Here is a 19,800-nt window from a genome sequence, read left to right as displayed (position 1 = left end):
GAGACTCACAGGCTGTACCCGGCCGCGAGGTAGCCGGCGCGGAGATAGCGCTGCGCGAAGAGGAGCAGCACGAGCGACGGCAGCGACAGCAGAATCGAAAACACCGCGCCAACCGGCTGCGGGTAGCTCAACACCAGGTTGTACATCAGCACCGGCATCGTCATGTGGTTGGGCGTCCCCACGATGAGCGTCCCCTGCGCCTCGTCGAACGCGGCGATGAAGGCAAACAGGCCCGCCACGATGATGCCGGGGAGCGCGATCGGCAGCGTGATCTGGAAGAAGGTGCGCAGCGGTCCGGCGCCCGCGTCGCGCGCCGCCTCTTCCAGATTGCGGTTGATGCCGCGAAACGTGCCGGTCGGAATCCAGATCATGAACAAGAGCGTGTTGACGAGCTGGATCAGCACGACGCCCGTAAATGTGTCCATAAGGTCGAGCCGGTACAGAAGCGTGGCGATGCTGACGTAGAGCCCGATCTTCGGAAAGGCGTTCGCGCTCAGGAACGAGAGCAGCAGCGCCCGCTTCGCCGGAAACTCGAGCCGCGCGAACGCGTACGCGGCGGGGATGCAGATGACCGCCGAGATGAGTGTCGCCGTCGGCGCGCTCAGCAGGCTCATCCGGATCGCCTTGCCGACGTCGGCGTTCCCGAGCACGAACGTCCACCACCGCAGCGAGAACTCCGGCAACAGATTCGGAAACAGCCACGTCCCGGCGAACGCCCAGACCAGGAGCGTCAGCAGCGGGCCGAGGATGAACGACGCCAGCGCCAGCAGCGCGGCCGCCCCGACCGCCCGGCGGAACACGGCCGCGGCCCAGGGCCAGAGGACGCCGGTCACGCGGCGCCCCGCTCGCGGCGGCTGACGCTCGCCACGTACACCGCCCCCACAACCGACGCGATTAGAAACGCCAGCACCGCGATGGTGACGGCTTCGGTGCGCCGCAGGTACTGGGTGAGGTAGTTCGTCATCGTCACGCCGAGCATCGCCGGCGCGTTGCCGCCGACGAGGTACGGAATCGTAAACGAGCCGAAGACGCCGATGAACAACAGGGTGAGCGCGATCATCGTCGGCACGGCATTGAGCGGCAGGATGATCGACAAGAAGGTGCGCAGCGGACCGGCGCCCACGTCGCGCGCGCCGTCGATCAGCGCGTCGTCGATGGCCTGGAGTCCCGCGCCGAGGATCAGCACGGCGAACGGGATGTTGACCCACACCTGGGTCAGCATGATGCCAGTCCCGTTGTAGACGAGGCGGGGAAACGCGCGCACCCCGGCCCGGTATAGGAGCGTCGAGACCAGGCCGTGATTGACGAGAAACGTGATCATCGCGAACGAGGCGATGACGACCGGCACGAACAGCGGCACGACGAACAGCACGCCGAAAACTCGCGCCGCGCGGCCGCGGGAAAATCGCAGGTACAGCGCCAGCGGGTAGCTGAGCGCGAAGACGACCGCGACGGAGACGAGGGTGATGCCGACCGTGAACACGATGTCAACGCGCAGCGTGCGGGCGGCGAGGACGCGAGCGTAGTTCGCGAGGGTCGGACCGCCGCCCCCGGCCGGCGTCAACGTCTCGATCACGGCGGTGACGGCCGGCAGCGCGACGAGGCACGCGAGCACAAGCAGCGGTGGGAGCACCAGGGCGAGTCCCAGTACTCCCTGCCGCACTCTATCCCCGCGAAGTTGCATCGGCGCGGCTTCGCGGCGACCCCCGGCGCCGACCGTCATGCGCGGGGCCCGTCTACTGTCCGGCCGCCACCCGATCGTGCCAGAGCAGCTTCAGATCCGCGAGATACTTGGCGTTGGGCAACGGCGAGTACGGTTTCGCGACGTCCGCGAACTGCTTGCGGACCACCGCCGGCATGTACTTCCAGTCCACACCAGGATAACCGGACACCTGCGAGATCACGAGCTGCTGCGCCTCGGGGGTCAGCAGCCAGTTGAGGAGCGTGAGCGCGCCCTCGAGGTGCGCGGAGAGCGACGGCAGCGTGACGGTCGAGTCCCCGCCGAACAGCGGCGGGGAGATCTGCTCGTACTTCACGGTCTTGGGCACGAGGTCGCGCTTGTAGAAGTCCAGGCCCATATCCGACCACACCGGGGCTATGTAGATGTTCTGCTGGCCGAGGAGCTGCAGCACGGCGACGTTGCCGTTCGGATGGAACCCGTTGTTGTACATCGCCGGCTGCAGGTCGCGGAGCAACTTCCACGCCGGCTCCCATGCGGCCTCTTCCTTGGCATCGTAGGCCTTGCCCGCGTACTTCTCCGCGCTCGCGTAATGATAGATTGCCGCGGCGACGAACGCCTGCCCCGACCCGCCGGTGTTCGGGTCGCAGTATGTGAACTTGCCGGGATTCGCCTTGATCCACGCGACGAGTTCGTCGAACGTCTTCGGGGGGTTTTTCACGAACTGGCTGTTGTAGCCGATCACAACCGATGATCCACGATACGGCGCGCCGAACCCGTCCGTCGCCGCGAGCTTGGCGGCCGGTACCTTGGTGAGGTTCGAAACTAGCTTGTCAGTCAGCTTGACCCAGAGGCCGTCAGCTAGGCCTTGCTGGACGATCGACGGATCGGTCTCCCAGAGGTCCACATCGGTCGTCCGCCCCACGCGTTTGGCGGCGATGAGCTTTTCAAGCACGCCTTCCCAACCATTACCGTGCATCAAACCGACCATGTTGGTACGGTACTGTGGGTAGCGCTTGCTGAACGCCGGGAGCAACGACTTGCTCCAGAGATCGAAGATATTCGTGTCGCCGTTGATGTAGACGTTGAGGGTCACCGGCGCGGCGGCGCCTGCGCCGCGTGGCGCCGACACCGGGACGAGCACGACGGCTACCGCCAGAGCCAGCAGCCCGGGAACCAGCACGCGCATCTTGCTATGCCGTCTCACGAAGTTCCACCCCCCTTCAGGATTTCGCCTTCCGTTCAGAACGTCAGCACCCGATCCGCCTCGACCGTCAACCGCGCAAGGTCCGGCGGCGTGATGAACTGCGCTGGATATCCTTCGAGGTGCTGCTGCGAGACCCCACGGGCCTCGGCACACCCTTTTCACACGTAGAACCGAACGCCCTTTTGGGCGCATCCTGCGAGAAGATCGGCCAGCGCCGGCACGCCGACGCCGCGGACGGCTCCGGCGACGTCTCGCTTCAGGAGGTCGGTCGCATCACCGGTGAACGCAATCCCGCACTCGTGCCCGGCGGGAACCGCGCCGTTCACGGCGATATGGAACGGAAGGCTTGCCCGCGTGGGATCCTGGGAACCAACCGAGCTCACGATGAGAAACTTGGCCACCCTCCACCCCCTTGTTCGCATGTGGCCCGCTGTGCATCCGGCCAATTCGGGCCGCGTCGCCGCCACCCTTTTTCTCAATCCGCCGGCGTGCGATTCTTAACGGGCGCGCTCGTCGATCGTGTCCACGAGAGCGCGCAGCCGGGCGAAGTCGGCCTCCACGGTGGCCGGAAAAAGGCGGTGCCGGTATTCGTGAATCACCGTACCGCGGTAGCCCCGCAGGGCCTCGAACGCGCGGTCGAGCGGGAGGGCGCCCCAGCCGACCGGCAGATGCAGATCACCCTTCCCGAGCGGAAACGTGTCGGCCGGCGTCTGCGTGCGGTAGAGCGTAAAGTTCTCGAGGCGGAGCGGATCGTAGCGTCCGAAGTTGTCGTTCACGTGCAGGTGCCCGACCACGGGGCGCGCCGCCCGGATCGCGTCCATCAGATCGAAGCCGAACTGGGCGGCGGCGAGCGCCGCGTGCCCCACGTCGAAGGTCATGATCACGTTCGGCCGGCCGATCTCGCGGACGCGCTCCACCACGGGGTCGACCCGCTCGACTTCGATGTTCTCGACGCCGAGCAGCACGTCGCCGGCCTCGTCGGAAAGACGCAGAATCGCGTCGGTGAACGCAGCCTCGTCCTCCCGATCGCGGCTCTGCTGCTCGAAGTGGATCACCAGCACGCGGGCGCCGACCTCCCGGCTGAACCGCAGCGCGGCGCGCGCGAGGTCCAGCTGCGCCTCGCGGTTGCGCCGGTCGCGCAGATCGAGGCTGCTCGGACTGTGCACCGAATAGCTGAACGGGTGCCCGGCGAACGCGCGCAGCGCCTCGCGGAGGCGCTCGGGATGGAGCCGGCCGCCGAAGATGAGGCCGGTGCCGTCCATGCTGATCTCGACGGCATCATAGCCGAGCCGGCGGGCGAGCGCCAGTTCCTCGTCCCGCAGCTCGGCGGCGCGAATCGCGAGGCCGAGTCGGACTACCGGCGGGCCCCCACGGCCGGCTTCGCTGTCCCTGCCGCCGCATCGTTGGATCGCGCCGCAGGCACAGCGTCGACCGGCAGCGCATACAGCGCCTCCCGGCGGTGGGACAAAAGTGGCAGCTTCTCCCGGACTCTCGCGATGCGCGCGAGGTCGATGTCGCCGGCGAGCACGCCGGCCTCTTCCCCGCCGTCGACAACGGCGACGCCCATCGGATCGACCAGCATGCTGCGGCCGGTGCTCATGTTGCCCGTCTGATTGGCCGCGGCGACGAAGATCGTGTTTTCAATCGCCCGCGCCTGAATGAGTGTCGTCCAGTGCGCTTCTTTCAGAGGGCCGGCGATCCACGCGGCCGGAAGCAGCAGCACGTCGGCGCCGGCCAGCGCGAGGCGCCGGGTGAGCTCCGGAAAACGCAGCTCGTAGCACACCAGCAGGCCGAAGGTCCCGAGCGGCGTGCGCACCACGCCCGGCGGTTCGGAACCCGCCACGATCCGGTCCGACTCGCGATAGCCGAAGGCGTCGTAGAGATGCGTCTTCCGGTAGGCCAGCACGAGGCGGCCGTCGGGACCGAGGAGCACCGTCGTGTTGAACGCCCGCTCCCGCTCGCCCGGTACCTGCTCCCAGAGGCCGCAGCCGACGTAGAGGTGCTGCGCCCGCGCCTCCGCGGCGAGCCCCGAGACAAACGGCCCGTCCACCGGCTCGGCGACGGCGGCGGCCGTGGTGGGATCCTCGGGATGAAGGAACGCCATGTAGACCTCGGGCAGCAGGGCGACGTCCGCGCCACGGCGCTTGGCCTCACGGATCGCGTCGACCGCGGCGTTGAGGTTCTCGGATTTCGTTGGGGATGAGACGAGCTGACACAGCGCAACGCGCATGCCGGACCTCCGGTTTAAGTGCCGTCCTTGCCGTCTCGCTTCGCTCTGTCCGGCGCGGGACCTCCGGCCGCTTCCCCTCAGGTGCGCTCGCGATGCAGCAGCCGCCGGGCGCCCTCGCCGGCGAGATAGAATCCGAGCACCGCGATGAAGATCGCGACCCCGGCGCTGAGCGAGATCCACGGCGTGATCAGGAGGTACGCGTACCCCTCGCGCAGCATGCGCCCCCAGCTCGGCGCGGGCGGCGGGGTGCCGAAGCCGAGGAACGAGAGGCTGGCCTCGGTCAGGATCGCGCCGCCCATGCCGGCCGTGCCGAGCACCACGATGAGATCGAGGATGTTCGGCACGATGTGCCGCGCCAGAATCCGTGTGGTGCTGGCCCCGGTTGCGACCGCGGCGACGACGAAGTCGCGCGACCGGATGCTCAGCACCTCGCCGCGCGTCACACGCGCGAGGCCCGGCGTGATCGTGACGCCGAGCGCGACGATGACGTTGAGCAGGCTCGAACCCAGGAACGCGCGGATCACGAGCGCCAGTACGAGCGACGGGAAGACAAGGGCGACGTCCGCGAGCCGCATCATCACGTAGTCGAACCGCCCGCCGAGAAAGCCGCTGACGAGCCCCCACGGCACGCCCACGACGATGCCCAGCAGCACGGCGGCGGAGCCGACGGCAAGCGAGATGCGCGCGCCGTAGATATCCTGGCTCAGCGTGTCCCGCCCCAGGTTGTCCGTGCCGAGGAGAAAGGCGCGGCTCGGGCCCTCGAGCGTGTGATCCGGATGGTAGGTCAGCGGATCGTAGGGCGCGAGCAGCGGCGCCAGCAGAGCCATCGCGACCGCGATGCCGGCAAGGCACCCGCCCACGACCAGGGGACGGTTGCGGAGCACCCGGCGCCACCGCGACGTCGTCCGTCGCGGCCGGCCCGCCGCGGGCCGGCCAACGACCGCCGCGTTCGAACTCACTGGTACGTCACGCGTGGATCGAGCCACCCGTAGGCAAGGTCCACGCACAGGTTGACGATCAGCACGCCGAAAGTGAGCAGCGCGACCACCGCCTGGATCACGGGAAAGTCGCGCCCCAGAATCGAGTCGACGAGGAGCCGCCCGACGCCCGGCAGGGCGAAGATTGTCTCTGTGATGACGGCGCCGCCGAACAGCCGCCCGACCTCGACGCCCAGCACGCTCAGCACCGGGATGAGCGAGTTGCGCAGCACGTGGCGCACGAGCACCCGCCGCTCGGTGATGCCCTTGGCGCGGCCCGTCTGCACGTACGGCGCGCGCAGGGCGTCCTTGAGGCTCGATTTCAAGACGAGACTCAGAAATCCGATGTAGGCGAGGCTCAGGGTGGCGGTCGGCAGGATCATGAGCCGCAGGTTTTCGAGCGGCTGTGTAAGCGGCGGCGCGTATCCGCCGCTCGGCAGCCAGCGCAGGGTCAGCGCGAAGAGAAAGATCAGCACGATCCCCACCAGAAAGTTGGGGAGCGTCACACCGGCGATGCAAAAGCCGGAGACGGCGAAATCCACGGCGCTTCCGGCGCGGACGGCCGCGGCGGTGCCGAGGGCGAGCGCCGCGGCGAGCGCGACGGCCATCGCCAGGAGCGTCAGTTCCCCCGTCACGAGCAGGCGTTCCTCGACCGCGCGCGCCACCGGCACCCGGTCCCGCAGGGACCGGCCGAGATCCCCCCGCGCGGCGTGCGAGAGCCAGTCCGCGTACTGGACGTAGAGGGGCCGGTCCAGCCCAAGCTCATGGCGCAGCCGCTGCGCCGTCTCCGGATCCGCTTCCCGGCCGAGCATCAATACCACGGGATCGCCCAAAAAGACGTGGACCAGCGCGAAGACCGCGGCGGTGAGCAGCACGGCCATCGGGATGATGGCGAGCAGGCGCTGGACGATGTACCGCGCCACGAGGAATCAGAACACGCCGGTCACTTGGCGATCCACAGGTCGCGGTAGCGCGGCACGGAGTCCGGGATCCAGGCAAAGTTCTGCACCGGGGTGCGCGTCGGCGCGTACTCCGGCACGTAGAAGATCCAGACGTACGGCGCGTCGTTGATCACGGTCTGCTCGATCTCGCCGTAGACCTTCTTCCGAACCCCGCGGTCGTAGGTCGAGCTCGCGTCGCGGAGCAGGCGGTCGACGCCCGAGTAGCCCGTCGAGTTGGCGAAGTTGCCGGTGTAGAACAGGATCCTCAGCAGGCCGTCGGGGTCGCCGCGGAGTGTCCAGTCCGTCCGCGCCCAATTCAACTTGGCGGCCAGCACCTGCTGGTACATGTCGGACGGATTGACCGGGTTGATCGTGATGTTGACGTTGACCTTCTTGAGCTGCTGCTGCAGCAGCTCGGCGAACTGCAGCCCAAGCGGCGTGTTGTCCGTGGCGAATTCGGCGGAGAAGCCTCCCGGGTGGCCGGCCTCGGCGAGCAGACTCTTGGCCTTGGCCGGGTCGTAGGTGTAGCCCTTGACGCTGTCGTTGTACCACCAGACGTTGGACGGCGTCGGGCCCTTCGCGACCGTCCCGCGGCCGCCCAGCATGACTTTGACGAACTCCTCCCGGTCCACGCCGTAGGCGATCGCCTGGCGGAGCGCCTTGTTGTTGAACGGCGGCCGGTCCACGCGCCACTGCGTCGCCCACCAGTGCCCGGACGGGTTCTCTGTGATCACCTTTACGTTCTGGGCGTGCTCGAGACCGGGGATGTCCTTCGGGTCGGGCGAGCTCGCGGTGTCGAGCTCACCGGTCCGCACCATCGTCCCGCGCACCGCCGGATCAGGGATGATCCGGTAGACGATGCCGTCGAGGTATGGCTTGCCCTGGTCCCAGTAGCCCGCAAAGCGCTTCAAGGTAACGTGGTCGTCCGACACCCACTCCACGAACTCGAACGGCCCCGTGCCGACCGGCCGGCGCCCGAGATCCCGCCCGGACTTCTGCCAGGCGGCCGGAGAGACCATGAAGCCTGGCCGCTCCGCGAGCGCGGCCAGCAGCCCGGGATACGGCTCCTTCGTGTGAAAGACCACGGTGGTGGGGCCGGTCGCCTCGACGCCCGCCATGAAGGGGCCGATGAGCTTGCCCATCGGCGAGTTGTTGGCCGGGGCCAGGATGAAGTCCATGTTCCACTTGACCGCGGCCGCGTCGCAGGGCGTGCCGTCGTGGAACTTCACGCCCGGCTGCAGCTGAAACGTGACCACCTTGCCGTTTGGCTCGATCTTCCACGATCGGGCCAGCTCCGGCACGATCTCGAAGGACGGGTTGACCGCGACCAGGTTGTTGTAAATCGCGTACATGACGTGCCGCTCCGCGAAGTCCACGGAGTAGTGCGGGTCGAGCGTGTGCGCGTTGGGAATCCACCCGACGCGGAGCGTCCCGCCCCGCTGCGGCGCGGCCGCCGCCTCGGCCCCGCGAAGTGCGCCGCCTCTCGCCAGCGCGTATCCGGCCGCGGCGGCCGCGGTCGTGCGCAGAAACTCCCGGCGTCTCATACGCTCCCCCTCCCTGAACTACGCCTCGTCTCCTTCGATGCGGACCGCATCACGCGAGCCGAATCGCCACGGCCTTCGGCCCCTGAAACAGCACCTGTTCGCAGGTCTTGATGAACGGATCGAGGTTCTCCGTGATCTTGCCGATGCGCGCGACGTAGAGCTCGCCCTTCGGCTCGCGCCACTGGCTCACGCCGTAGATGAACGCGACCTTGAACAGTTGGTGCTCCGGAGCGTCGTAGTAGATGATGTCGCCGGGCTCGAGCCACGTCGCCCGGTTCTCGACCTCGCCGACCTTGAGCGGGTAGTTCTTCTCCGTGCGCCAGGCGGCGCCGGACCAGCGCACGTGGATCGTCCGGTCGGTAATCGGCAGGTGCGGGAGGAGCGCGGCCACCGTCTTCGGCGCCCGGTCGTCCCACAACTCGCCCTCCGCGCGGACTCCGTCGAGATCCACGGTGATCTTCCGCATCCGCCTATCGCTCCTTCTTTCGGATCGTCATCGTCTTGGCGCCCTCGAACATGATCGCGGACGCTTTCGCGCGGAACGCGTTCCAATCGCCCGTGAGGCGGGCGAGCGGGGTCAGATGGGACACGGTCGCGGGCCCGCTCTGCTGCGCCTGCCCGTAGCACAGCCGCAGGCCGCGGTACGCCGGATGGTAGTAGAGATAGCCGGGCCAGTGCAGCTCCTGGCCGTTTTCCGCCGCTTCGAGCCGGATCGGCACCTGCCCGAGCTCGCCGTCGCCGCCCCAAAACCGCAGCATCTGGCCGCTCCACTTCGTGTTCGTGACGCGGCCCTTGAGCGGCAGGGCAGCCCACAGCGCCTCCGCGGTCTTCGGCGCGGTCGCGTCGAGCAGCGACGCCGTCACGGTGACGCCGTCCACGTCGATCTCGATCTGCCGGCGGCCCGCCTCGGCTGTCCGGCCGGCCGGGGCCGCGGCGCCCTCGGCCCGGCGAAACTGAATCCGCTTCGAGCCGTCCCACATCAGACGCTCCGCCGTCTTGGCGAGGCGCGGCAGGTCCTGCTCGTCGATGAATCCGAGCGGTGTGAGATAGAGGAAGCCCGCGGTGCCCCGAAACCGCGCCGTGCCGTAGGCGATCGCGATCTCCTTGATCGGAGGATAGTAGACGATCTCGCCGGGCGCCTGAAACGCCTGCTTGTTCTCCGTCTCCTCGATCGGAATCGGCGCGTGCTCGAACATCCGGAACATGTCGCCGCTCAGCTGCGCGTGCACCGCCCGGCCCTCGAACGGCAGCGCCTTCAGCACCGCCGCGGCCGTCTTCGGCGCCGCCTCCTCGGACAGCGTCGCGCCAAACACCTCGTCGCCCAACACGATCTCCATCCGCGCCACAGGTCCCCTCCCCCTCGCCAGATGCGTGACTGTGTCCTATCCGATCGCCGGAACGACCTTTCTCGCGAACACCTCCATGTCCGCCAGGAGCTCCTCCATGCTGTCGGCCAAGAGGATGATCCCGAGGTGCGACGCCCCGGCGGCCCGAAGCGCCTTGACTTGCTCGGCCACCGCGGACGGCGTCCCGAGCAGGTTGCCGGCACGATACTCCGAAAGGCGCTCCTCGTCGGTGCGTCGGCGGTCTCCCGCGGCCATGCGGCGAAAGTGCTGGGACCGCAGCACCCGCTCCTCCGCCTCCCGCGTCGAATCGCCGAACGCCAGCCACGTCTGCACGTGCAGGCTGAGCGCCCCGGGATCGCGGCCGTGAACCTCCGCCGCCCGCCGGACCTCCGCCCACTCGCGCCGCGTTTGGTCGGGAGAGCGGGCCGCGACGATCAGGCCGTCGCCGAGCCGTCCGGCGCGCTCGAGGCCAGAGGAGGCGTGCGCCGTGACGTAGATCGGAAACGGACGCTGGCTGGGCTTCGGCGCCAGTTCGACGCCTTCGAACCGCACGTACCGGCCGGTGAAACTCGCGCGCTCGTCGGCGAACAGGCGGCGCAGGCCTTCGATCCCCTCCTCCACCATCGTGCCGCGGTGAGCGCCCTTGAGCCCCGGGTGGACGGCCTCGAATTCCTCGCGGTAGGCGCCGAGCCCGACGCCGAGCATGACGCGGCCGCCGGTCAGCCGGTCGAGCGTGGCGACCTGCTTGGCCAGCAGCACCACGTCGCGCTGCGGCAGCGTGATCACGCCGAGCATGAACCTGAGGCGCTCGGTGATGTTGGCGAACGTGGCGTACGTGACGACCGGCTCGTAGAAATTCGGGATCTCCGCCTGCGTGGCGCTCACCCCGTGCGGCGTGGTCAGATGATCGTTCGACCAGATGGAGTAGTAGCCGAGCTCCTCCGCGCGCGTGGCCACCGCGGCGAGATCTTCCGGCCGCACGAACCCGACCGGGTACGCGGTGCCCTCGCGGCAGCCCGGAAACCCGACCCCGACGTGCATCGTCACGCCCTCACCCGCGCGGACGCGGCGCGGGCCGTGATCGTGTGCGGATCCAGGAGGTCCCGGATCAGCTCGCCGGCCTGATTGAACACGAACACGGCCGCGAAGACGGCCGCCCCCGGGGCCAGCGCCACCCACGGCGCCGTCGCGAGATACTGGAAGCCGTCCCGCAGCATGCGGCCCCAACTCGGCGTGGGCGGCTGGACGCCCAGGCCGAGGAAGCTGAGCGCCGACTCCGAGAGGATGATCCCGGAGAACCCGATCACCGACCGCGCCACGATCACGTCGCTCGTCTGGGGCAGCACGTGGCGGCCGAGGATGCGGCGCGCGGACGCGCCGACGCTCCGCGCGGCGGCGACGAACTCGGCTTCGCGCAGCGACAGCACCCGTCCCCGGACGAGACGCGCGTACGCCGGGATGTGCCCGACCGCGAGCGCGACCACCACGCTCTCGAGGTGCTCGGGCCCGAGGATCGCCACGATCGTCAGCGCGAGAATGAGGTCGGGGAAGATGTAGAGCGCGTCGATGAGCCGCATCAGGCACTCGTCGAGCAGGGTGCCGCCCCAGAATCCCGAGACGAGCCCGATCAGCGTGCCGGCCAGCAGGCTCATCGCGACTGCGCCCGCGGCGATAACGAGGGTGGTACGGGTGCCGTAGACGATCTGGGTCAGCACGTCTTTGCCGAGCAGGTCGGTGCCCAGCGGGTGGTCCGGTCCCGGCGGCTGCAGGCTCTGGCCGCCCTGGATCTGCAGCGGGTCGTAGGCGCTGAGGAGGCGCGGGACGCACGCCGCGGCCACCAGCAGAAGCACGGCCGCGCCGAGGGCGGCTCCGGCCGGGGTGGCGAGGTGACGCGCGAGGCGGCGCCGCACGGCGGGGTCAGTCGTACTTGATGCGGGGATCGAGCATCCCGTACGTCAGGTCGACGGCGAGGCTGCTCGCGACGACGGCGGCCGTGACGAGCAGCACCGCGCCCTGTACCACCGGGTAGTCGCGCGACTGAATCGCGTCACTGAACAGCCGGCCGACGCCCGGCAGGCTGAACACGACCTCGACGATCACCGCGCCGGCGAGCATGAACGGAATGTTCTGTCCGACGATCGTCACGACCGGTATCAACGCGTTGCGGAGCGCGTGCTTGAACAGCACGGTCCGCTCGACGAGTCCCTTCGCGCGCGCGACCCGGATGTAGTCGCCGTGCAGTACGTCGGCGAGCGCGGAGCTGAGGTAGCGGGCCCACGCGGCGCCGTAGAACGCCGCGAGACTGACCGCCGGGAGGATCATCGACGCGAGATTGCGGCCCGGATTTTCCCCGAGCGGGGTGTAGGCGCCGCCGGACAGCCAGTGCAGCTTCACGCTGAACAGATAGATGAGCAGCATGCCGAGCCAGAAGTTGGGCACGCAGATGCCCGCGACCAGCAGCGCGCGCACCAGCCGTCCGGCCGGCGTGTCGCGGGCGATCGTGATGAACATCCCGGCCGGGATCGCGACCGCGAGCGCCAGCAGCGTGGCGAGGCCGGCCAGTTCCACGGTCGCCGGCAGCCGTCCGGCCAGCGCCGACCGGACGTCGATCGGGTATTCAAACGACCGGCCGAGGTCGAGCGCGCCGAGGCGCCGCAGCCACGCCGCGTACTGCACCAGGACCGGCCGGTCGAGTCCCAGGCGCGTCCGCGCCGCGGCGGCCTGCTGGAGCGTCGCCTCGTGCCCCATCAGGTACAGCGCCGGATCTCCCTTCACCGCGGTGCGCATCAACACGAAGATGCCGAGCGTGACGACCAGCATGGTCGGGATAAGAATGAGGACCCGCCGCAGCGTGTAGCGCCACATCAGCCTTCGACCCAGGCCTCCGCGACCCGCGGCATGAGATCGAAGCCGTAGCGGAAGCCGCGGACCTGCCGGCGCATGAGGGCGTAATCCGGCGCCGCGTAGTAGAAGACGTAGGACGCGTCGTCCACGATCAGCCGCTCCGCCTGCCGGTACAATTTCGTGCGCGTCTTCGTGTCGTACGTCGCCGACGCGTCGTCCAGCAGCTTGTCCACCTGGGGATTGCGGTAGTGCGAGCTGTTGGCGTAGCCCTTGGAGTGCCAGAGGATGTAGCTCAGGCCGTGGGGATCGACCCGCGGCGTCCACGTCTCGGGGATCGTGAAGGGGATCTCGCCGCGCAGCACCATCGGGTACTGGTCCCGCTCCGACACCAGCCGGATGTTCGTCCGGAGGCCGATCGCGGCGAGCTGCGCCTGCGCCATCTCGCCGAGGGGCACCTGGCTGGACAGGACGTAGAGCAGCAGCGGCGCCGGCCGGTCGAGATATCCCGACTCCCTGAGGCGCTGCTTCGCGAGATCGGGGTTGTAGGCCGGCCCGTTGTAGGATGGATCCTGCCACCAGCCTTCGTGGAAGAACTTCCCGGTCGCCTTTCCCAGCCCGCGGTAGATCACCGTGCGGATCTGCTCGCGGTTGATCCCGTACATGATCGCCTGGCGCAGGTTGCGGTTGTCGAACGGCGGCACATCCACTTTCATCTGAATCGCTTCCCAGCGGTACGCGGGGCTCAGCACCACCCGGTAGGCGGGCTGCTTCTGGAACGCGAGGACGTCGTCCGCCGGGAGCCCCTCCAGCGCGACGACGTCGAGATCCCCGCCCCGAAGGCGCGCGTCCGCGACGGCCGGCTCGGGAAAATCCGTGAAGGTGATGCCCGCCGACCGGATCGCCCGGCGGTTCCAGTACTGCTCGCTGCGCTGGACCACGACCCGGTTGCCCTGGATCCAATCCACGAACCGGAACGCTCCCGTCCCGACGGGGTTGCGGCCGAAGTCCCGGCCGAATTTCTTGACCGCCGCCGGCGACACCATGAGGCCGGGCCTATCTGTAAGTTCGGAGAAGAGCGGCGGATACGGCCGCGTGAGATAGATCCGCACCGTCGTCGCGTCGGCGGCCTGGACGCCCTGGATGATGCCTTCGAACCGTGTGCGGTGCTCCGAGCCCGTCGCCGGATCCAACACCCGCTCGATGTTCCACTTCACGGTCTCCGCGGTGAACGGCGTCCCATCGTGGAAGACGACGCCGGACCGCAGGTGGAACGTCACCACGAGGCCCGTGGACCCGACGTCCCACGATTTCGCGAGCACCGGAAAGAAACGGCCCTCGCTGTCCGCGTCGATCAGCGGCTCGTACAGCGTGTACAGCACCATGCGGTCGTAGAGCCGGGCGTTGATGTGCGGATCGAGACTCCGCGCGTCCGCACCGCGGGCGATCCGCAGCATTCCGGGCGTCTGCGCCGCGGCAGGTGTCCTCCGGCCGCCGCCGATGAGCGCGGCCGCCGCGCCCGCGCCGCTTCTCAGCAGGCCGCGCCGCGTCAGGCCGCGGGGCCCGGCCGACGTGCAGCCGGCAACCATGTAATTGAAGCCGGCCGTCCCCCGGGTCACGGTTAGGCCCGGCGCACCCGCACCGTCCTGGCGCCTTCCCACTCCACCCGCTTGCCGAGCGCCGCCAGCTCGGCGACGCCGCCGAGCATCCGGCCGACGAGCGGCGTGGGGTGCGCACCGCTCGGGCCCTGCATCCGCGCCTGTCCGTAGACGAAGCGCAGGCCGTTCCACTTCGGTAAAAATATGATATCGCCGGGGTTCTGCAGCTGCGACATGTTCTCACGCTCCGGCGGCTCGGGGATCTGGACCCACAGCCGCAGCATGTCGCCGCTCCACTTCGTGTTGGTCACCGGTCCCTCGAGCGGCAGGGCGTTCCAGATGTTGTTGCAGATGATCGGCGCCTGCTCGTCGAGGAGCACGGCCTCGAAGGCGTGGTCTTCGAACTCCACCACGATCCGCTTCATCGCGCCCCTCCCGCGTCCGCGCCGTCGAGACGGCGCAGCACCAGGAGCATGGCGCCGTCCCACATCAGGCGCTCCGCCTTCTTGGCGAACGCGGTGAGGTCGCCTTCGATCCGGCCCAGCGCCGAGACCATCATCGCCCCCATTACCCAGGCGAACCGGGCTTCCCCATAGGCGATCGCGAGCTCCCGGATCGCCGGCAGGTACACGATCTCGCCCGGCGCCTGAAACCCCACGGGATTTTCCATTCCGAACGGAAACTTCGAGTAGTCGACGTCAATGGGCAGCTCGGTGTTCGCGTGGAACATGTCGCCGGACCACTTCGCGTGCGTGACCCGGTCTTCGTACGGCAGGCTCGCCCACAACGCACCGACCGTGACCGGGGCCCGGTCTTCGTACAGGACGGCGGTCACCTTGACGCCGTCGAGCTCGATGCCGATCCTCTTCATTCCCGCCTCCTTCACCGTGACGCGAGTGCGCTATCCGCGGATCGCGGCGCGCGATTGTGGCCCACGCCGTAGGCCCGGGCGCGCCCGGAGCCACTCCAGGGAGTCGGCGAGGGACCAGACCGCCGCGTACTTGGCGGCCATGTCAAAGAGGTTCACGCGGTGCGGCAGCACGGCCCGGTCGAAAACGCACTCCGCGACGACCACCGTGCGAAACCCGTGCGAGGCGCTGTCGACGACGGTCGCACGCACGCATCCGCTCGTCGTGCACCCGCACACCAGCAGCGTATCGACGTGCGCGTGGACCAGATATTGAAGGAGTCCGCCCGCGTAGAACGCGCTGGCCGCGCGCTTCTCAAACACGCGCTCGCCGCCCGCCGGCGCCACCACCTGGACGATCTGCCGGCCGTCACGGCGCTCGTCCGGGGTCGCGTCCTCGGGATCGTCGGCGCCGCGAGTGTAGACGACCGGCAGCCCGGCCGCCCGCGAGGCATCGAGAAGACGGCGGATGTGGGGCAGACTTTCCCACGCGTGCTGCCCGCAGCTGTATCGGTAACGCCGGATGCTCTCGAGGATGGGCTCGGGCCGGTCGCCCGTAAAGTTATTTTCGAGGTCGACGAGGACAAGCGCCGGAGCAACGCCGGGATCGCGGGAGGTACGCCAGTAGCCGAGGCGGTCGTAGACCTGAACTTCGTCCGGGGAAAGGATACCGCTCCAGGGACCGCCGTCCGCCATGTCCGGCCCTCCCACGGCTCGCTTCGGCAGACCGTCGCCGGCCCCCTATCGGAGAGATGCGTTATACGGCGAGGGCGCGGCGGGCGCAAATCCAGGCGCCGAGCAGCGCGTCGAGTGTCACACTACCCGGTGCGCGCACGCATACGACGCCCCGCGGGTCCACCCGCGCCGGCTCCCGGCCCGAGATGACGTCCGACAGTTCGACGTCGACGTCGGATTGGTCGATCCGTCCATCGTCGATCAGCCGGCGGAAATCCGCGCGCTGCGCGCACTCAAGCCAGTTGGATACGATGAGACGCACCGGGCCGCGCTCGCGCCGGACGAGCAGATCGTCGGCGAATTCGACCGCGTCGCCGAGCCCGTACACCGTCGCGCCGGGCTTGACCCATGCGGCGGAGACGATCGGGGATGCGGCGTTCGTCGCCGAGACGAGAAAGTCGGCGCGGCCCGCGGCCTCGCGCGCGGAGTCGACGGCGGTCACGTGCGGGAAACCGGCCGCCGTCAGGTCGTGAACGAGCCGGTCCCGGGACGCCGGCCGGCGCGAGGCGATGACGATCTCGCCGGCCCTTCCCGACTCGATGAACGCGCCGAGCACCGCGCGGGCGAGGCGCCCCGCGCCGATCATGCCTATCACCGGCGCAGGCGCCGGCACGGTGTGCTCGGCGACGACGAGCGCCAGCGCGGCGATGCGCACGAGATAGGTCAGGTGCTCGTCGATGGTGGCGAGCAGATTGCGCCGCTCCAGACCCACCAGATGCAGAAACCGGACCGGGTCGTCGCCGAGGACGGAGCCGAGAAAACGGAACGCCGCGATGTCGAGGGCGGGGATCACGCAGCACTTCGAGATGGCCGCGACGCGAGGGCCGTCTCCCTGCGCGCTGTAGCGCAGGGCCGCGCGCCGGGCATCCGGCATCAGGACGCGCCCCGAGGCCTCCCACAGCACCGCGTCGCGGACGAGCCCGACCGCGTCCGCGAGCGGCAGGCGCCGCTTCGCCTCCTGCGCATCGATGAACGCGCCGCCGTATTCAGCGGCCCGCGCCAGTCCGGCCTTGACCTCGGTCACCCACGAGACCGTCACACGTACACAGTTCGCGGCGCCGTTCGCCGCATCATGCCGCGGCCGCGTCCTCCGCCGCCCGCACAGGAAGGCCCGCGGCGTCCTTGAATTCACACGACGATGAGCGACGCGCTCTCGGGTACCGTAAGCCACGTCCTGCACCGCAGCGACGCTCCGCGCCTCCGCGCCGTGCGCGGCCAGGGCGTCTATGTGTACGACGCGGAGGGCCGCAAGTACCTCGACGGCTCGTCGGGGCCCCTCGCCGTCAACCTCGGACACGGCGTCCCCGAGATCCTCGCGGCGATGGAGCGCCAGCTCCGGCAGATCACCTTCGCGCACGGGTCGGAGTTTACGACCGAGGCGCAGGAGCGCGCCGCCGACCTCGTCGTCGCCTTCACGCCGCCGGGTCTCTCGCGCGTCTTCTTTGTGTCCGGCGGCAGCGAGGCGACGGAGACGGCGATCAAGATGGCGCGCCAGTATTGGGTGGACGCGGGACGGCCTTCCAAGTACAAGATCATCAGCAAGCGCGCGAGCTACCACGGCGCGACGCTCGGCGCCCTGTCGCTGTCCGGGTTCGCCGCGCGCCGCGGACCGTACGAGCCGCTCTTGCTGCCGTTTCCTCAGATTCCGGAGGTGCACTGCCGGCGCTGCCCGTACGGCCTCGAATACGGCCGCTGCGCGATCGAGTGCGCGACCGCGCTCGAAGCGGCGATCCAACGCGAGGGCGCCGGCACCGTCGCGGCGTTCATCGCCGAGCCGCTCTCCGGCGCGGCCAACGCGGCCGTCGTCCCGCCGCCCGAGTACTTCCGGGTCGTCCGGGAGATCTGCGACCGCCACGACGTGCTGTTCATCGCCGACGAGGTGATGACGGGGTTCGGGCGAACCGGAGCCAAATTCGCGATCGATCACTGGGGCGTCGTCCCGGACCTCGTGGTCTGCGCGAAGGGGCTCGGCGCGGGATACGTGCCGATCGGCGCGGTGGTCGCGCACGAGCGCGTCGGCGACCAGATCCTTCGTGTGTCCGGGCGGTTCATCCACGGGCACACGTATGCCGGCAACCCGCTGGCCTGCGCCACCGCGGCCGCGGTACTCGAATACATTCAGGCGCACGACCTCGTCCGCGCGGCCAAACGCAAGGGCGCCGCGCTCGAACGCGAACTTGACCCGCTGCGCCGGCATCCGCGCGTGGCGGAGGTGCGGGGACTCGGGCTGATGTGGGGCGTGGAGTTTTCGGCGCCGGGTCCGGCGGCCGGCCCGGCCGTGGTCGCGGCGGCCCTACGCAACGGGCTCCTTGTCTATCCGGCGGGCGGGTCGCTTCCGGGCTCGGCCGCGAATCAGATCCTGGTCGGACCCCCGCTCACGATTGCGGACGCTGAGATCGTGGAATTGGGACGGCTGTTGAGAAAGAGCGTCGACGACGCGTTCGCGTAGCGCGCCTACGTGTGGTCGTCGTTCGCCGGTTGCGCGACCGACACGATCATCTCCCCGGCTTCGATCACCCGCAGGTGGCGGGTGACCCAGACCACGCCGTCGTAGGGAGCGCACGCCTCGCCGGCGATCTCTCCGAACGGCGTCCGCACCGTCGCCACGGGCGCGCCGCCGGATACGGCGTCGCCCACGGACGTCCGCATGTGCGCGTATCCTCCGGCGGGCGCCGGCACCTCCGTGGTCTCCCAGAACGGTCCGGTCACTTCCGGCGCCGGCCGGTCGCGGAGCATGCCGAGCCAGCGCATCAGGTTGAGGACGCCGTCGCGATCGGCCGCGACGTCTTCGTCGAGACACCCTCCGGCGCCGCTCATCTCGTTTCCAACGGTCGTAATGCCGCGCCGGGCGGTCTCGGAATTGAACGTGCCGGCGTGATCGCGGCCGGCCCATAGGTTCCGGACGCCGAATGCGCGCACGGCCGCCCGTGAGCGCTGCGGGTCGCCGAGACCGCGCCGGTACGCCGCGGCCGGCAGGAAGCGGTACCGCACCCCGCCGCTGTGGAGATCGAGGAAGAGCGACGGACGCAGGCGCAGGACGAACGCGAGCAGCGCGGCGGCGAGCCGTTGCGTCGGAGAACCGGCCGGATCTCCGGGAAACGTCCGCGCGAGATTGACGCCGTCGAGATGCGCCGGCGTCGTGCGAGATCCGGCCGCGAACGCCCACGGGTTGCAGATCGGCAGGGCCACGAACACCCCCGACAGCGACGACGGCGGCAGCGAGCCGCAGACCTCCCACAACGCCCGGGGACCTTCGTACTCGTCGCCGTGCACGCCGGCGGCGGCGACGAACACCGGTCCCGGGCGCTCGCCCGCGATCGCGATCACCGGCAGGTCGACCGCGGGACCCGCGTCCACGGCGGCCGTCACCCGGCGGCAGCCGGGGCGCCGGCTTACCTCGAACTCCTCGAATCGTACCTGGTCGTGCGGCACCCAGGGGGCTTCTCGGCCGGAGGCTCAGACTCCCAGGGCTTCACCGTCGGGGCGCGCGTCACTGGAGTATGATCGAAGGGCAGGTACGGAACTGCTTCTCGGGAGGCGACGCGGTGGAAGACAAGACGGTGTTTCACCGGATTAACGAGCTGACGAACGAGGAACACGAGATCTGGCGCAAAGAGTCCGCGGGCGAAGCGACGGACGCCGACCGCGAGCGCCTGCGGCACCTTCAGGTCACGCTGGATCAGTGCTGGGATCTCCTCCAGCAGCGCAAGGCCCGCCGGGCCGCCGGTCTCGACCCGTCCGGCGCCGCGGTCCGGGACGAAAAGACAGTTGAAGGCTACATTCGATAGCCCGCGCC

General features: G+C 69.3%; 22 protein-coding genes. 2 read left to right on the top strand and 20 right to left on the bottom strand.

The window, feature by feature from the left end:
- Positions 1-5: 5 nt before the first annotated feature.
- From VKT83_13225 to VKT83_13135, 19 genes are all read right to left on the bottom strand, one after another.
- Positions 6-833 (bottom strand): ABC transporter permease subunit, encoded by an 828-nt coding sequence (locus VKT83_13225; GenBank protein ID HLY23420.1) that lies wholly within the window; start codon positions 831-833, stop codon positions 6-8.
- A complete protein-coding gene (locus VKT83_13220; GenBank protein ID HLY23419.1) occupies positions 830-1,723 on the bottom strand; it encodes an ABC transporter permease subunit in 894 nt (297 codons plus the stop codon). The genes VKT83_13225 and VKT83_13220 overlap by 4 nt, the downstream gene beginning before the upstream one ends.
- 13 nt (positions 1,724-1,736) lie before the next feature.
- On the bottom strand, positions 1,737-2,885 hold the full coding sequence (locus VKT83_13215; GenBank protein ID HLY23418.1) for an extracellular solute-binding protein: 1,149 nt from the start codon (positions 2,883-2,885) through the stop codon (positions 1,737-1,739).
- A gap of 158 nt (positions 2,886-3,043) precedes the next feature.
- Positions 3,044-3,286 (bottom strand): hypothetical protein, encoded by a 243-nt coding sequence (locus VKT83_13210; protein ID HLY23417.1) that lies wholly within the window; start codon positions 3,284-3,286, stop codon positions 3,044-3,046.
- Between the two features lie 96 nt (positions 3,287-3,382).
- Entirely contained in the window at positions 3,383-4,192 is an 810-nt protein-coding gene (locus VKT83_13205; GenBank protein HLY23416.1) for a sugar phosphate isomerase/epimerase, read from the bottom strand.
- 47 nt (positions 4,193-4,239) lie between these two features.
- Positions 4,240-5,115, bottom strand: coding sequence for a carbon-nitrogen hydrolase family protein (locus VKT83_13200; GenBank protein HLY23415.1), 876 nt, complete (start codon positions 5,113-5,115; stop codon positions 4,240-4,242).
- Positions 5,116-5,192: 77 nt separating this feature from the next.
- Positions 5,193-6,074 (bottom strand): ABC transporter permease, encoded by an 882-nt coding sequence (locus VKT83_13195; GenBank protein HLY23414.1) that lies wholly within the window; start codon positions 6,072-6,074, stop codon positions 5,193-5,195.
- Entirely contained in the window at positions 6,071-7,015 is a 945-nt protein-coding gene (locus tag VKT83_13190) for an ABC transporter permease (GenBank protein HLY23413.1), read from the bottom strand. The genes VKT83_13195 and VKT83_13190 overlap by 4 nt, the downstream gene beginning before the upstream one ends.
- A gap of 20 nt (positions 7,016-7,035) precedes the next feature.
- A complete protein-coding gene (locus tag VKT83_13185; GenBank protein ID HLY23412.1) occupies positions 7,036-8,577 on the bottom strand; it encodes an ABC transporter substrate-binding protein in 1,542 nt (513 codons plus the stop codon).
- 49 nt (positions 8,578-8,626) lie between these two features.
- Positions 8,627-9,043 (bottom strand): DUF3830 family protein, encoded by a 417-nt coding sequence (locus VKT83_13180; protein ID HLY23411.1) that lies wholly within the window; start codon positions 9,041-9,043, stop codon positions 8,627-8,629.
- A gap of 4 nt (positions 9,044-9,047) precedes the next feature.
- Entirely contained in the window at positions 9,048-9,914 is an 867-nt protein-coding gene (locus tag VKT83_13175) for a DUF3830 family protein (GenBank protein ID HLY23410.1), read from the bottom strand.
- A 45-nt stretch (positions 9,915-9,959) separates the two neighbouring features.
- Positions 9,960-10,964: a TIGR03619 family F420-dependent LLM class oxidoreductase gene (locus VKT83_13170; protein ID HLY23409.1), complete on the bottom strand. Its 1,005-nt coding sequence runs from the start codon at positions 10,962-10,964 to the stop codon at positions 9,960-9,962.
- Between the two features lie 2 nt (positions 10,965-10,966).
- Positions 10,967-11,833 (bottom strand): ABC transporter permease, encoded by an 867-nt coding sequence (locus tag VKT83_13165; protein HLY23408.1) that lies wholly within the window; start codon positions 11,831-11,833, stop codon positions 10,967-10,969.
- A 7-nt stretch (positions 11,834-11,840) separates the two neighbouring features.
- Positions 11,841-12,788 (bottom strand): ABC transporter permease, encoded by a 948-nt coding sequence (locus VKT83_13160; GenBank protein ID HLY23407.1) that lies wholly within the window; start codon positions 12,786-12,788, stop codon positions 11,841-11,843.
- Entirely contained in the window at positions 12,788-14,383 is a 1,596-nt protein-coding gene (locus VKT83_13155; GenBank protein HLY23406.1) for an ABC transporter substrate-binding protein, read from the bottom strand. Before VKT83_13155 ends, VKT83_13160 begins: the two co-directional genes overlap by 1 nt.
- A 2-nt stretch (positions 14,384-14,385) precedes the next feature.
- Positions 14,386-14,787 (bottom strand): DUF3830 family protein, encoded by a 402-nt coding sequence (locus VKT83_13150; GenBank protein ID HLY23405.1) that lies wholly within the window; start codon positions 14,785-14,787, stop codon positions 14,386-14,388.
- On the bottom strand, positions 14,784-15,233 hold the full coding sequence (locus VKT83_13145) for a DUF3830 family protein (protein HLY23404.1): 450 nt from the start codon (positions 15,231-15,233) through the stop codon (positions 14,784-14,786). The genes VKT83_13150 and VKT83_13145 overlap by 4 nt, the downstream gene beginning before the upstream one ends.
- 30 nt (positions 15,234-15,263) lie before the next feature.
- A complete protein-coding gene (locus tag VKT83_13140) occupies positions 15,264-15,965 on the bottom strand; it encodes an isochorismatase family protein (GenBank protein HLY23403.1) in 702 nt (233 codons plus the stop codon).
- 61 nt (positions 15,966-16,026) lie between these two features.
- Positions 16,027-17,043 carry an NAD(P)-binding domain-containing protein gene (locus VKT83_13135; protein HLY23402.1) on the bottom strand — a complete coding sequence of 339 codons (1,017 nt, stop codon included), beginning with the start codon at positions 17,041-17,043 and terminating at the stop codon, positions 16,027-16,029.
- Positions 17,044-17,142: 99 nt separating this feature from the next.
- Here VKT83_13135 and VKT83_13130 point away from each other — a divergent pair, with 99 nt between their 5' ends.
- Entirely contained in the window at positions 17,143-18,453 is a 1,311-nt protein-coding gene (locus VKT83_13130; GenBank protein ID HLY23401.1) for an aminotransferase class III-fold pyridoxal phosphate-dependent enzyme, read from the top strand.
- Between the two features lie 5 nt (positions 18,454-18,458).
- Here the strand turns inward: VKT83_13130 and VKT83_13125 are convergent, their stop codons facing one another.
- Positions 18,459-19,436, bottom strand: a complete 978-nt coding sequence (locus VKT83_13125) for a succinylglutamate desuccinylase/aspartoacylase family protein (protein HLY23400.1) — start codon at positions 19,434-19,436, stop codon at positions 18,459-18,461.
- 113 nt (positions 19,437-19,549) lie between these two features.
- On the opposite strand from VKT83_13125, the gene VKT83_13120 reads away from it, so the two are divergent.
- A complete protein-coding gene (locus VKT83_13120; GenBank protein ID HLY23399.1) occupies positions 19,550-19,792 on the top strand; it encodes a DUF2630 family protein in 243 nt (80 codons plus the stop codon).
- Positions 19,793-19,800: the final 8 nt, after the last annotated feature.

It is taken from the genome of bacterium, assembly GCA_035308905.1.
GTDB lineage: Bacteria > Sysuimicrobiota > Sysuimicrobiia > Sysuimicrobiales > Segetimicrobiaceae > DASSJF01.
This window is presented reverse-complemented; position numbering and strand designations above follow the sequence as displayed.

Coding starts and splice junctions, on each gene's coding strand:
- VKT83_13150 (HLY23405.1), bottom strand. CDS start 14,787: ATGAAGCGGATCGTGGTGGAGTTCGAAGACCACGCCTTCGAGGCCGTG.
- VKT83_13220 (HLY23419.1), bottom strand. CDS start 1,723: ATGACGGTCGGCGCCGGGGGTCGCCGCGAAGCCGCGCCGATGCAACTT.
- VKT83_13130 (HLY23401.1), top strand. CDS start 17,143: ATGAGCGACGCGCTCTCGGGTACCGTAAGCCACGTCCTGCACCGCAGC.
- VKT83_13170 (HLY23409.1), bottom strand. CDS start 10,964: ATGCACGTCGGGGTCGGGTTTCCGGGCTGCCGCGAGGGCACCGCGTAC.
- VKT83_13175 (HLY23410.1), bottom strand. CDS start 9,914: ATGGAGATCGTGTTGGGCGACGAGGTGTTTGGCGCGACGCTGTCCGAG.
- VKT83_13180 (HLY23411.1), bottom strand. CDS start 9,043: ATGCGGAAGATCACCGTGGATCTCGACGGAGTCCGCGCGGAGGGCGAG.
- VKT83_13140 (HLY23403.1), bottom strand. CDS start 15,965: ATGGCGGACGGCGGTCCCTGGAGCGGTATCCTTTCCCCGGACGAAGTT.
- VKT83_13145 (HLY23404.1), bottom strand. CDS start 15,233: ATGAAGAGGATCGGCATCGAGCTCGACGGCGTCAAGGTGACCGCCGTC.
- VKT83_13185 (HLY23412.1), bottom strand. CDS start 8,577: ATGAGACGCCGGGAGTTTCTGCGCACGACCGCGGCCGCCGCGGCCGGA.
- VKT83_13200 (HLY23415.1), bottom strand. CDS start 5,115: ATGCGCGTTGCGCTGTGTCAGCTCGTCTCATCCCCAACGAAATCCGAG.
- VKT83_13160 (HLY23407.1), bottom strand. CDS start 12,788: ATGTGGCGCTACACGCTGCGGCGGGTCCTCATTCTTATCCCGACCATG.